Source organism: Burkholderia anthina (assembly GCF_001547525.1).
In the GTDB taxonomy this organism is placed as follows: Bacteria; Pseudomonadota; Gammaproteobacteria; order Burkholderiales; family Burkholderiaceae; genus Burkholderia; species Burkholderia semiarida.
In genome coordinates this window covers 298,549-311,204 of record NZ_CM003768.1, presented here as the reverse complement: position 1 = coordinate 311,204, position 12,656 = coordinate 298,549, and the positions used below count along the sequence as shown (strand labels likewise).

Below are 12,656 nucleotides of genomic sequence, written 5' to 3'. Positions count from 1 at the left end.
ACCTCGGCACGCCGCGCAACGTTCCGTCGTTCCAGCATGAGACCGGCGCAGGCGCCGCGGCGCCGATACCGTGCAACAGGAGATTTTCATGACCGATCCACGTCCGGCCAACGTGCCTTGGTTGACGCCCTACCTGACCGTGCGCAACGCGCGCGCGGCCATCGAGTTCTTCCAGGCCGCATTCGGCTTCACGGTACGCGACGTGCACGACGAGGACGGCGCAATCATGCACGTCGAGATGGCCTATCGCGGCCAGTTGATCGTGATGTTCGCGCCCGAGGGCGCGTTCGGCTCGCCCGCGCTCACGCCGAAGCGCGCGAACGCCACCGCGCCGCAATCGTTCTATCTGTATGTCGACGACGTCGACGCCACCTGGCAGCGCGCGCTCGACGCGGGCGCGAAATCGCTGAGCGCGCCGCAGGATCAGTTCTGGGGCGACCGGTTCGCGCAGATCGAGGATCTCGACGGCTACCGCTGGGCGCTCGGGTGCCGTCTCGACGCATGACCGAAACCGCCACACGCATGAACGAAGCCACCACCACCGCGGCCGTGCCGCGCTTTTTCGTCGACGCCGCGCCGCGCGCCGACACCCCGCTCGCATTGCCGGCCGACGTCGCGCGCCACGTGCAGGTGCTGCGCCTGCAGCCCGGCGACGCGCTCGCGCTGTTCGACGGCACGGGCGGCCAGTACCGCGCGCGGCTCGTCGAGGTCGACAAGCGCGGCGCGCTCGTGCAGGTCGATACGTTCGAGCCCGCCGAGGCCGAGCCGCCGTATCGCGTGACGCTCGCGCAGGGCATCGCCGGCGGCGACAAGATGGACTGGGTGATCGAGAAGGCCGTCGAGCTCGGCGTCGCGGCGGTCGTGCCGCTGTCGACCGCGCGCGGCGTCGTGAAACTCGCCGGCGAACGGGCGGACAAGCGCGTCGCGCACTGGCGCGGCGTCGTGCGCGCGTCGTGCGAACAGTGCGGACGCAACCGCGTGCCCGACGTCGCGCCGGTGGCCGGCTTCCACGCATGGCTCGACGCGCTGCCGGCCGCGCCGGCCGACGGCGAACTCCGGCTGCTGCTGTCGCCGCGCGCGAGCATCCCGTTCGCGTCGCTGCCCGACGCGCCGCCGGCGGGCGCCGTCACGCTGCTGATCGGGCCCGAAGGCGGGCTGTCGCCCGACGAGGAAAATGCGGCACGCGCACGCGGGTTCACCGCGCTGTCGCTCGGGCCGCGCGTGCTGCGCACCGAGACGGCCGGTGCGGCCGTACTCGCGGCATTGGCGGCGCGCTGGGGCGGGTGGTGATCGGCAACCTCGCGCGATTCGCTCCGGCTCGACTTCAACGCGCGGATCGTCTCGGGTTCATTCCGCGGCGATGAATCGCGTTGCCGTGTACGGGGCGATCCGTGCAAGCGCATGCTCGTCGCCGGCATCGTTGCAATGACGTGAAGTACGTCCATCGGGTGCCCGGCGCACCCGCCGATTCAGTCGCCAGAGGCAAAAAAACCCGCGCAAAGGCGGGTTTCGGAGAGGTTGCGCACCGGATTCCGGTGCCGGCGGCGAACAACGACCGGAAGCTGCGACAACGCGGCGTACCGGCCCGCCGACGCGCTTACGCGAACGAGTAGAACACGCGGAACGCGACCTTGCGCTCGGCCCAGAATTCGGCCGCCTCGCGGAACACGTCGAGCAGCGTTTCGCGCCCTTCCTTGTCGAATTTCTGCGCGATCGGCAACCCTTCGAGGACGATCACGAAACCAGGCTGCGCGCCGGCCTTCGCGACGAGATCGGTGAGGCAATCGTACAGCGCGTCGTAGTTCTTCCCGAAATGCTTCGGAAACAGGAACGAGGTCGCGATCGTTTCCATCACTTCCTGCTTCGACTGCGCGGCGCCGCAATACGCATACAGGAAATGCTGGCCGAGCCGACCGGCTTCGTCGGCGAGATCCTGCACGCGGAACGCGCGGATCGACTGCACGAGATTGGGTCGCACGGTCGTGAAAAGGCTCATAGGCTCCTCGTTCGATGAAAGCCCGGGCTCGGCTTCTTGTTGCTCCGGCGTGCCGCCGGCCTGCGCCGCCGCGTGCAGCTGAATCACACGCTGAAACAGATTGCCGTCGCCGGCCGCGAACAGATCCGCCGCCGCCGTATCGTGCGCGTAGATGGAGTCGCTCATGCCATTCGTCCCGAAGTCATTCAACAATACGTTTAAAACTGTTGTAGTGGTCGCCCGTGTAATAACAGTTGTCGATCCGGCGCAACGGCCCGCCACAGACGATCCGGCGCGCGCCGCGATTGCGCGCACGCGGCGTCGGCACCGTGTACTCATGGTAGTAGCCGCGCTTCGCCTTCGGCAGGATCCGCTCGCGGTTGCCGAACACGGCGCCGTCTTTCTCGTACGGATAGGGGCCGCCGGCGCTGATCAAGCCCAGCGTGGTCACGGCCTCGCGCGGAAGACGGGCAGTCGGGATCGTATCGAGCCCGCTGGCGGCCACGTCGGCCGGAACGGCCTCCCGTGCGTAAGCGGCGGAAACCAGACTGCCCGTCGGCGTGCCGACGATACCCATCGCGAACATCGCGAAGACGGACGCGAGCGCGCCGTTGCGGAGCCACTTGCGTGCCATGAACCAGGGTTCCCGCTGTTAAATCAAGTAGTTGACGACCAACAAAGGCGTTAGCGTAGCGTTATTGGCCGCGCGAATCAATGTCCGTTTGGGAATCGAAAGCCACGCGATGCCCCGAATTCCGCATTTTTTACCGAAATCGCACTACATTTATCTTACATAGGATAAAATGCGTGCGGCATCTTTCGTATGGCAAGACCTGCCTCCTTGCCACACTCGCTACCCGGAGTGGAAAGATGCTGCTGTTGCTTATGGGAAGCGCGGTTGCGCCCTGCCCGCGGCGTGCCCCTTGCGGGCACGCCTCTTTTTGCCTTTGTTTACAATTTCGCCCGGCGCGCGGCCCCGGTTCGACCGGCGCCGCGCGTTCGTGTCGGCTCAGCGCGCGGCGTTGACGTCGGCCACCAGCAGCGCCGCCATGTTGACGATGCGACGAACGGTCGCCGATTCGGTCAGCACGTGCACCGGCTGCGCGGCGCCCAACAGGATCGGCCCGATCGCGATGTTGTTGCCGGCGGCCGTCTTCAGCAGGTTGTACGCGATGTTCGCGGCGTCGATGTTCGGCAGGATCAGCAGGTTCGCTTCGCCTTCCAGCGTCGATTCCGGCAGGATCTCCTTGCGCAGCGCCGCGTCGAGCGCGACGTCGCCGTGCATTTCCCCGTCCACCTTCAGCTCCGGCGCGGTTTCCTGCAGGATCGCGAGCGTATCGCGCATCTTCTTCGCCGAAGGTGCGTTGCTCGTGCCGAAATTCGAGTGCGACACCAGCGCGACCTTCGGCTCGATGCCGAAGCGGCGCACTTCTTCGGCGGCCATGATCGTGATCTCGGCCAGCTCCTCCGGGGTCGGATCGACGTTCACGTGCGTATCGACGAGGAAAATCTGGCGGCCCGGCAGCACGAGGCCGTTCATCGCCGCGTACACGCTGCAGCCCGGACGCTTGCCGATCACCTGGTCGATGAAGTGCAGGTGGCGGTGCGTGGTGCTGATCGTGCCGCAGATCATCCCGTCCGCTTCGCCCTTCTTCACCAGCATCGAGCCGATCAGCGTCGTCCGACGGCGCATTTCGACACGCGCGAGCTGCTCGCTGATGCCCTTGCGCGCCATCATCTTGTAGTACGTCTGCCAGAAGTCGCGGTAGCGCTCGTCGTGCTCGGTGTTGACGACCGTGAAGTCGGTGCCTGGCGTCAGGCGCAGGCCGTAGCGCTGGATACGGTGCTCGATCACCGACGGGCGGCCGATCAGGATCGGCTTCGCGAGTTTTTCGTCGACGATGATCTGAACGGCGCGCAACACGCGCTCTTCCTCGCCTTCCGCGAACACCACGCGCTTCTTCTCTTCCGGCGCGGCGCGCGCGATCTGGAAGATCGGCTTCATCGTCGTGCCGCTGTGGTACACGAACTGCTGGAGGTGCTGCTTGTACGCGTCCATGTCCTCGATCGGGCGCGTCGCGACGCCGCCGTCCATCGCGGCCTGCGCGACGGCCGGTGCGATCTTCACGATCAGGCGCGGATCGAACGGCTTCGGAATCAGGTATTCGGGCCCGAACGACAGATCCTGGATGCCGTACGCGGTCGCGACGATGTCGCTCTGCTCGTGCTGCGCGAGCTCGGCGATCGCGTTCACGGCCGCGATCTCCATTTCACGCGTGATCGTCGTCGCGCCGACGTCGAGCGCACCGCGGAAGATGAACGGGAAGCACAGGACGTTGTTGACCTGGTTCGGGTAATCGGTGCGGCCGGTGGCCAGCACGGCGTCCGGGCGCACCTCGAGCGCGAGTTCCGGCAGGATTTCCGGCGTCGGGTTCGCGAGCGCGAGGATCAGCGGGCGCTCGGCCATGCCCTTCACCATCTCCTGCTTCAGCACGCCGGCGGCCGACAGGCCGAGGAAGATGTCCGCGCCGTCGATCACCTCGGCGAGCGTGCGGGCGTCGGTTTCGCGCGCGAAACGCTCCTTGTCCGGATCCATCAGCTCGGTGCGGCCCTTGTAGACCACGCCGGCCAGGTCGGTCACCGTGATGTTCTCGAGCGGCAGCCCGATGTCGACCAGCAGGTCCAGGCACGCGAGCGCGGCCGCGCCCGCGCCGGACGCGACGAGCTTGACCTTCTTGATGTCCTTGTTGACGACCTTCAGGCCGTTCGTGACGGCCGCGGCCACGACGATCGCGGTGCCGTGCTGGTCGTCGTGGAACACCGGGATCTTCATCCGCTTGCGCGCTTCGCGCTCGACGATGAAGCAGTCCGGCGCCTTGATGTCCTCGAGGTTGATCCCGCCGAAGGTCGGCTCCAGCGCGGCGATCACGTCGACGAGCTTGTGCGGGTCCGACTCGTTCAGCTCGATGTCGAACACGTCGATGCCCGCGAACTTCTTGAACAGCACGGCCTTGCCTTCCATCACCGGCTTCGACGCGAGCGGGCCGATGTTGCCGAGACCGAGCACCGCCGTGCCGTTCGTGACGACGCCGACCAGATTGCTGCGCGCGGTGAAGCGCGCGGCGTTCAGCGGGTTCTCGACGATCTCCTCGCACGCGTACGCCACGCCCGGCGAATACGCGAGCGCGAGGTCGCGCTGGTTGATCATCTGCTTGGTCGGGGCGATCGCGATTTTGCCGGGGGTCGGAAATTCGTGATAGTCGAGCGCGGCTTCGCGGAGCTTGGCTTTGGAGGAGGCTTGGGTAGACATGTGTCTCGTGACGGGCGGATTAGAATAACTGTTCGACGGCATTGTAGCGCCAATCACCGGCCGCCAGACCGGCGATTCGGGTGCGACAGTCGCGACAAAAATGAACTGGATGGTACAGGCGCGCCGCCGCCCGCCTCGTACAATGCCGTTCCTTCAACCGTTTCGGACCGCCCGCCGTGCCAGCCGCCCTCTCCGAGTTTTCGCTGATCGAACGCTTCTTCACGCGCCGCGCCGCCCGGGGCGCCCGCGCGTCGACGCTCGGCATCGGCGACGATTGCGCGCTGATTGCGCCCCGATCCGGGAAATTGCTGGCCATTTCGACGGACATGCTGGTGGAAGGCCGCCACTTCTTTCCCGATGTCGCGCCCGATGCGCTCGGCCACAAGGCGCTCGCGGTCAATTTGTCGGATCTCGCGGCGATGGGCGCCGAGCCGCGCGCGTTCACGCTCGCGTGCGCGCTGCCGCGCGCCGACGCGGGGTGGCTCGAAGCGTTCAGCAACGGGCTGTTCGCGCTGGCCGACCGATACGGCTGCGAGCTGATCGGCGGCGACACGACGAGCGGGCCACTGAACCTGTGCGTGACCGTGTTCGGCGAAGTCGCGCCCGACGCGGCGCTGCGGCGCGATGCCGCGCGCGACGGCGACGACGTGTGGGTGTCCGGCACGCTCGGCGATGCGCGCGCGGGGCTCGGCGTCGCCCGCGGCGAATGGACGGCCGGCGCGCATGAAGCCGCCGCGTTCCGGCGCGCGCTCGAGCGGCCCGAACCGCGCGTCGCGCTCGGCCTGGCGCTCGCGGGCGTCGCGCACGCGGCGCTCGACCTGTCGGACGGCCTCGCCGGCGATCTCCAGCACATCCTGACGCGCTCGAACGTGCGCGCCGAGATCGACGCCGACGCGGTGCCGCGCTCGGCCGCGCTCGCGACGCTGCCGGCCGACGTGCAGCGCCGCTGCACGCTGGCGGGCGGCGACGATTACGAACTGTGCTTCACGGCGCCCGTCGCGGCCCGCGCGGCGGTCGAAGCGGCCGGCGCCGCGGCCGGCGTGCCGGTCACGCGAATCGGTACAATACGCGCGTTGTCCGCGCCTTCGGCGCAGCCCGCCATCGCGTGGCGCGACGCCGCCGGCGCGCCCCTCGCTCTCACGTTGCACGGCTTCGACCACTTCCATGCAGACTGATCCGACGCCCGCGCACGCCGCGGCCGAGTCCGGCGCCGCGCGGCCCGCGCCGACACGCGTGACGGCCCGCTTCATGCTGTCGCACCCCGCGCATATCGTGTCGCTCGGCTTCGGCAGCGGGCTCGCGCCGATCATGCCCGGCACGTTCGGCTCGCTGTTCGGCTGGCTCACGTTCGTCGTGCTCAATCGCTACCTGACGGTGCCCGAATGGTGGGCGCTGATCGCCGTCGGCTTCGCGGCCGGCACGTGGATCACCGGTTTCACCGCGAAGCGGGCCGGCGTGTCCGATCCGGGCGCCGTCGTCTGGGACGAGATCGTCGCGATCTGGCTCGTGATGCTGTTCGTCACGCCCGCGACCTTCGTCGGCCAACTGTGGGCGTTCGTCGCGTTCCGCTTCTTCGACATGCTCAAGCCGCCGCCGATCCGCTACTTCGACCGCCGCCTGAAGGGCGGGCTCGGCATCATGGCCGACGACCTCGTCGCCGCGTTCATGACGCTGCTCGTGATCGCGCTGTGGCGCTCCGTCGCCGGCTGACCGATTTCCCGACTCCCGTTTCCCGACGCGCATGCCAACCGATTCAGTCGTCCATCAGCTTGCGATCCGCGCAGGCAACAAGCTGCGTGACGAGCACCTCACGCTCGCCACCGCCGAATCCTGCACCGGCGGGATGATCGCCACGGCGATCACCGACATTTCCGGCAGCAGCCAGTGGTTCGAGCGCGGCTTCGTCACGTACTCGAACCAGGCCAAGATCGAGATGATCGGCGTGCCGCCCGACCTGATCGACAAGCACGGCGCCGTCAGCGAGCCCGTCGCGCGCGCGATGGCCGAAGGCGCGCTGCGCAACAGCCGCGCGCAGGTCGCGCTGTCCGTCACCGGCATCGCGGGCCCGGCCGGCGGCAGCGAGAAGAAGCCGGTCGGCACCGTGTCGTTCGGCTGGAGCAACCGGCTGCATACCGACGTCGAGACGCGCGTGTTCAAGGGCGACCGCGAACAGATCCGCACGCAGGCGGCCGCGCATGCGCTGCGCGGGCTGCTGAAGCTGCTCGACGAACACGAAGGCTGAGCGGCCCGGGCGCGCGTGGCGCGCCGCGCCCGCTTATTGGATCGCGTCGGGCTTCACGACGATCCAGTTCTTGTCCGCCGTCACCGGCAGGCCGAGCGCCTTCTGCTTCGCGGCCGATTCGTCCGACCACGCGCGGATCTGCGCCATCTGCTTGTCCTTCTTGTTGACCCACACGCGCACGCCGCCGCGCGCGACGTCGGTCGCGTTCAGCAGCATGTAGCCGTCGGAGCTCGGCGTGTCGCCCGCGACGAGCACCGGCTTCTTCCACTGGTCGATCCAGCCGACGATCGAGCCGAGCTTGCCTTCGTACCACGTCATCGGGTTCATCAGGAACGGCGTGATCACGAGGTTGCGGTTCGCGGCCTCGTCGTATTTGCCGGCCTTGATCTGCAGCCGCGACGTGGTCAGCGCGCCGGTGGCCGGGTCGCGCAGCAGCGTCGTCACGCCGATCACGTTCTGCGGCTTCACGTTGTAGCCGTACTTCGGGTCGGACAGCACGAGCCGCGCGAGTTCCTCGTGCGCGGCCGTCATCACGTAGACGTCGATGCCGTTCTCGCGCAGCGCGTTGTACAGCTCCTGCATCCCGCGGAAGAAGCGCGGCGGATTCACCGTGCCGTCGACCACCTTGTCGCCCTGCCAGTAGCGGATCGGGATCGGCTTGCCGTCGGCGAGCATCGCGTCGACGTGGCGCTTCAGGCTGGCGAGCGACTGCCCGGCGAACGCCTGCGCGATCCACGGATAGCAGACCAGATCGTCGATCTCGCACAGCCGGTAGTAGTAGCTCGTCAGCGATTCCTTGTAGTCCGCGGAATCCTTGAACGGGATCAGCTTGAGCGACGGGTCGAGCGAGTCGCGCGTCAGCACGCCGTGGTTCTCGAGATACGGCAGCAGCGATTCCTCGAGGTCGTAGCGGTAGGTCGTGTTGTCGGCGTCGAACACCGCGTAGTCGCCCCGGTTCGCGTGTGCGGCGATCATCGCGTTCAACGCCTTCGCGCTGTCGGCGGGCCAGTGCGACAGGTCCGCCGCATGGGCGAACGTCATGCACAGCGACGCGGCGAACGCGCTCAGAAGACGGCGGGACAGCTTGGGCATGGCGTCGCTCCTTTTCTTGACATTTTCGTGACGGATCGGTGACAAACGGCAGCATGGCGCGACTAAATTGCGCACGTGCAATACGGAAGCGACGGGAAATTGTTCGCGTGCGCCAGGACGGCGAATACACGATGAAGGCGCGCGGCCCGCGAACGCGGGCGCGGCGGTCGAAGGCCGCCCGACCGGGCGGCCGGTATTTCAGCGATGCGCGTTGATCGTGTCGCGCGTCTTCCGCGCGGCGAGCGCCGCGGCTTCGGCGAAATCCTCGCCCTTGCTCGCATACAGGATCGCGCGCGACGAGTTGATCATCATCCCGGTGCCGTCGGCCGTGCGGCCCGCGTTGACGGTCGCCTGCACGTCGCCGCCCTGCGCGCCGATGCCGGGGATCAGGAGCGGCATGTCGCCGACGATCCCGCGCACGATCTCGATTTCCTTCGGGAACGTCGCGCCCACCACGAGGCCGAGCTGGCCGTTCTTCGCGTTCCACTTGTTCGCCGCGAGATCGGCGACGACCTGATACAGCGGCCGCCCGTTCGTATCGAGGAACTGCAGGTCCGAGCCGCCCGGGTTCGACGTGCGGCACAGCACGATCACGCCCTTGCCTTCATGCTCGAAGTACGGCTCGACCGAGTCGTAGCCCATGTACGGGTTCACCGTGACGGCGTCCGCGCGATAGCGCTCGAACGCCTCGCGCGCGTACTGCTCGGCCGTGCTGCCGATGTCGCCGCGCTTCGCGTCGAGGATCACCGGCAGGCCCGGATGCTGGAGATGGATGTGCGCGATCAGCCGCTCGAGCTGGTCTTCCGCGCGATGCGCGGCGAAGTACGCGATCTGCGGCTTGAACGCGCTCGCATACGGCGCGGTCGCGTCGACGATCTGCCGGCAGAATTCGAAGATCGCGTCGGGCTGGCCGTCGAACTGCACGGGAAAGCGCGACGGCTCGGGATCGAGGCCGACGCACAGCAGCGAATTCGTGCGCTGCCACGCGGCGCGCAGCGATTCGATGAAAGTAAGCGGGGAAGACATGGCGGATACTCGCGGCAAACCGTTGGTAGACCGCGTATTTTACCCGCGTCGCCGCGCTGCCTCGCGTGTCGCGCCATTGCCGCGCGCATCGGCGCGCTCGACCGTGAACGCGAAGCGCCGCGTGAGCCGCTCGCCGGGCGCGAGCAGCGTCATCCCGTGCGCGGCCGCGCCGCCCGGCAGGTTCACCGCATTGATCGGATGATCGACCGGCTCGAAGCAGAAGAAATCCTCGCCCGGCGGCGTATAGAGCACGTACGCGTCGGCGTCGGCCGCGACGGTCAGCGACAGCCGGCGGCGCGGCCAGCTCACCGTCGCGTGGCCGCCCCAGCCGGTGAACGCGTGATTGACGAGCGTGGCCGGCAGCGGATACGCGACGCCGAACTGCCAGGCCGGCGGCACGCTGACGTGCCGCACCGGCAGGAAATCGGCGCCCGACAGCCACAGGCCGCCCGCCGCCGCGGCCAGCTCGGTCTCCGTATCGCGCACGAGGAACGGATGCACGCCGAGCCCGAACGGCAGCCGCGCGCGCCCGGCGTTCTCGATCGTCAGCGCGATCGACAGCGTCGCGTCGTCGAGTTCGAACGACTGGATCGCGTGGAACGCATACGGCGCGCCGGCCGCACGATCGAGCGACAGTTGCAGCGACGTGTCGGTCGCATCGTCCACCTGCCACGGCGCGAGCCAGCCGTCGCCGTGGATCGGCAGCGGCTCGTCGCGGCGGTTGCGCGGCACCGCGACCTTGCGCCCGTCGCATTCGAAGCGCCCGCCGCCGATCCGGTTCGAGTACGGCAGCAGCGGGTAGCATGCGAGCTCGTTCGGGTCCGTCGCCGTCTCCGGGTGCTCGCAACGGCGGAACACCGGCATCAGCGCGCCGTTGTCGCCGCGCCAGTCGAAGCGCGCGATGCCGCCGCCGAGGTGCGGCAGCACGTCGAGCCGCAGCGACGCGTTCGACAGCGTGACGGCCGCCGCATGCGCGGCGCCGACGCCCTGCGCGAACACGGCCGTCTGCGGGCCGGGGCTGACCGGCTGGGCGGCGGCGGCCAGGCGCGCGCGGCGCGACTGGCTGGTGGACGACGATGCGCGCGAGGACGTGGCGGTCATGGTGAGCTCCTTTCCTTCGTCGAAGAAACGATGCAGGTCGGTGCGAACGGTCAGGCCCAGCCGCCGTCGACGATCACGTCCTGCGCGGTGATCATCCGGCTGTCGTCGGCCGCGAGAAACAGCGCCATCCGTGCGAGGTCGGCCGGCAGCAGTTCGGCGTCGATGCACTGGCCGGCCTTGATCGCCGCGCGGCCCGCGTCGTCGAGCCACAGCCGGCGCTGCTTGTCGGTCATCACCCAGCCGGGCACCAGCGAATTCACGCGGATGCCGAACGGGCCGAGATCGCGCGCGAGGCCGCGCGTCAGGCCCTGCACGGCCGCCTTCGCCATCACGTAGACGGGATAGCCGCCGTTCTTCAGCATCCAGCTGATCGAGCCGAGATTGACGATCGAGCCGCCGCCCTGCCGCTTCATGTCGTCGATCACCGCCTGCGCGGCGAAGAACTGGTGACGCAGGTTCACCGCGATGCCCGCGTCGAACGACGCCGGCGTCACGTCGCCGATCGCATGGCGCGCGTCGTTCGCCGCGTTGTTCACGAGCACCGCGATCGCGCCGATGCGCGCACGGATCGCGTCGATCGCCCGGCGCAGCGCGTCGATGTCGGTCAGATCGCAGGACAGGAACAGCGGCGCATGGCGCACGTGCGCGAGGCGTTCGGCCAGCGCGGCGCCGGCCGCCGCGTCGAGATCGACGAACGCGACGCGCGCGCCCTGTTCGGCGAAGTGCTCGACGAACGACGCGCCGATGCCGGTCGCGCCGCCCGTGATCAGCACCGCGCGATCCTCGAGGCTCGGGTAGCGCGCATAGCGCGCATCGCTCGCCGCCGCGTGCGTGCCCTGCGCTGATGGGTCGATGGTCATGCGTGTCGTCTCCGTGGATTCGGTCAGTCGCGTACGCCGCGGTTCTTCAACTGGTCGAGCAGCACGGCCGCGAGCAGGATCGCGCCGCGCACGAGGTACTGGTAGAACGCGTCGATGTTCAGCAGGTTCATCACGTTCTCGACGGTGCCCATGATCAGCACGCCGATCACGACGCCCGAGATCGTCGCGCGGCCGCCCATCAGCGACACGCCGCCGAGCACGCACGCGGAAATCACGTTCAGCTCGAAGCCTTGCGCGGCGTTCGGCTGGCCCGACGTGATGCGCGACGCGAGGATCACGCCCGCGAGCGCCGTCACCGCGCCCTGGATCAGGAAGATGTACACGCGCGTGCGTTCGACGTTGATCCCCGCGAGCCGCGACGCTTCCGGATTGCCGCCGATCGCGAGCGTGTTGCGGCCATAGATGGTCTGGTTCAACAGCACGCCGAACCCGATGAAGCACAGCAGCGTGACCCAGATCGGCAGCGACACGCCGAACATCGACAGCCCGCCGAGCGCGATGAACGTATCCGACGACACGCCGACCGCCTGCCCCTTCGACACGATGAAGCCGAGCCCGCGCACGATCTCCATCGTCGCGAGCGTCGTGATCAGCGCGTTGATGCGCAGGTACGCGATCACCGCGCCGTTCACGAAGCCGATCGCGGCGCCGGCCGCGACCGCGGCGACGATCGCGACGAACGTGTTGTCGGTCGCGTTCAGCACCATCGCGCACAGCACGCCGGAGAACGCGACGGTCGAGCCGATCGACAGGTCGAAGTCGCGCGACGCGAGACAGAACATCATCGTGCACGCGACCATGCCGATCTGCGAGATCGACAGCGCGAGGCCGAGCATGTTGTCGATCGAGAAGAAGTGATCGACGGTCAGCGACATCGTGATGAACATCACCGCGAAGATCGCGATCAGGCTGTATTCGGTCAGATGCTGCCACCACTTCTGGCGGTCGCTCTGCTGCGGAACCAGCGCGTCGGCCGACGGCTTCACGGCGGCGCTGGCAAGGTTTTCGTTGGCTTGCATGGTGTGTCTC

13 protein-coding genes are annotated in these 12,656 nt (G+C 68.2%); 5 read left to right on the top strand and 8 right to left on the bottom strand.

Annotated features, from left to right (window positions below):
• The first annotated feature begins 88 nt into the window (after positions 1-88).
• Positions 89-505 carry a VOC family protein gene (locus WS64_RS01495; protein ID WP_059581002.1) on the top strand — a complete coding sequence of 139 codons (417 nt, stop codon included), beginning with the start codon at positions 89-91 and terminating at the stop codon, positions 503-505.
• 17 nt (positions 506-522) lie between these two features.
• Positions 523-1,290 (top strand): 16S rRNA (uracil(1498)-N(3))-methyltransferase, encoded by a 768-nt coding sequence (locus WS64_RS01490; protein ID WP_060313526.1) that lies wholly within the window; start codon positions 523-525, stop codon positions 1,288-1,290.
• A gap of 307 nt (positions 1,291-1,597) precedes the next feature.
• Here WS64_RS01490 and WS64_RS01485 read toward each other — a convergent pair whose 3' ends face one another.
• From WS64_RS01485 to WS64_RS01475, 3 genes are all read right to left on the bottom strand, one after another.
• On the bottom strand, positions 1,598-2,161 hold the full coding sequence (locus WS64_RS01485; protein ID WP_059581000.1) for a barstar family protein: 564 nt from the start codon (positions 2,159-2,161) through the stop codon (positions 1,598-1,600).
• Between the two features lie 16 nt (positions 2,162-2,177).
• Positions 2,178-2,609, bottom strand: coding sequence for a guanyl-specific ribonuclease (locus WS64_RS01480; RefSeq protein WP_059638084.1), 432 nt, complete (start codon positions 2,607-2,609; stop codon positions 2,178-2,180).
• A gap of 375 nt (positions 2,610-2,984) precedes the next feature.
• A complete protein-coding gene (locus tag WS64_RS01475) occupies positions 2,985-5,327 on the bottom strand; it encodes an NADP-dependent malic enzyme (protein WP_367033070.1) in 2,343 nt (780 codons plus the stop codon).
• 134 nt (positions 5,328-5,461) lie between these two features.
• Here WS64_RS01475 and thiL point away from each other — a divergent pair, with 134 nt between their 5' ends.
• The 3 genes from thiL to WS64_RS01460 are packed head-to-tail and all read left to right on the top strand — an operon-like array spanning position 5,462 to position 7,527.
• The gene (gene thiL / locus WS64_RS01470) at positions 5,462-6,460 is read left to right on the top strand and encodes a thiamine-phosphate kinase (protein ID WP_060965562.1); all 999 of its coding nucleotides are present in this window, start codon (positions 5,462-5,464) and stop codon (positions 6,458-6,460) included.
• Entirely contained in the window at positions 6,450-6,995 is a 546-nt protein-coding gene (locus WS64_RS01465) for a phosphatidylglycerophosphatase A family protein (RefSeq protein WP_060965561.1), read from the top strand. Before thiL ends, WS64_RS01465 begins: the two co-directional genes overlap by 11 nt.
• 31 nt (positions 6,996-7,026) lie before the next feature.
• Positions 7,027-7,527: a CinA family protein gene (locus tag WS64_RS01460; protein WP_059580979.1), complete on the top strand. Its 501-nt coding sequence runs from the start codon at positions 7,027-7,029 to the stop codon at positions 7,525-7,527.
• Positions 7,528-7,560: 33 nt separating this feature from the next.
• Here the strand turns inward: WS64_RS01460 and WS64_RS01455 are convergent, their stop codons facing one another.
• The 5 genes from WS64_RS01455 to araH all read right to left on the bottom strand — a co-directional run bounded on the left by WS64_RS01455 (position 7,561) and on the right by araH (position 12,646).
• Positions 7,561-8,619: a hypothetical protein gene (locus WS64_RS01455; protein WP_059638076.1), complete on the bottom strand. Its 1,059-nt coding sequence runs from the start codon at positions 8,617-8,619 to the stop codon at positions 7,561-7,563.
• 198 nt (positions 8,620-8,817) lie between these two features.
• A complete protein-coding gene (pyrF, locus tag WS64_RS01450) occupies positions 8,818-9,645 on the bottom strand; it encodes an orotidine-5'-phosphate decarboxylase (RefSeq protein ID WP_060965560.1) in 828 nt (275 codons plus the stop codon).
• Between the two features lie 39 nt (positions 9,646-9,684).
• Positions 9,685-10,746 carry an aldose 1-epimerase gene (locus WS64_RS01445; RefSeq protein ID WP_060965559.1) on the bottom strand — a complete coding sequence of 354 codons (1,062 nt, stop codon included), beginning with the start codon at positions 10,744-10,746 and terminating at the stop codon, positions 9,685-9,687.
• A gap of 50 nt (positions 10,747-10,796) precedes the next feature.
• Entirely contained in the window at positions 10,797-11,606 is an 810-nt protein-coding gene (locus tag WS64_RS01440; protein ID WP_059638071.1) for an SDR family NAD(P)-dependent oxidoreductase, read from the bottom strand.
• Between the two features lie 23 nt (positions 11,607-11,629).
• Positions 11,630-12,646, bottom strand: coding sequence for an L-arabinose ABC transporter permease AraH (gene araH, locus WS64_RS01435; protein ID WP_059580970.1), 1,017 nt, complete (start codon positions 12,644-12,646; stop codon positions 11,630-11,632).
• Positions 12,647-12,656 lie beyond the last annotated feature (10 nt).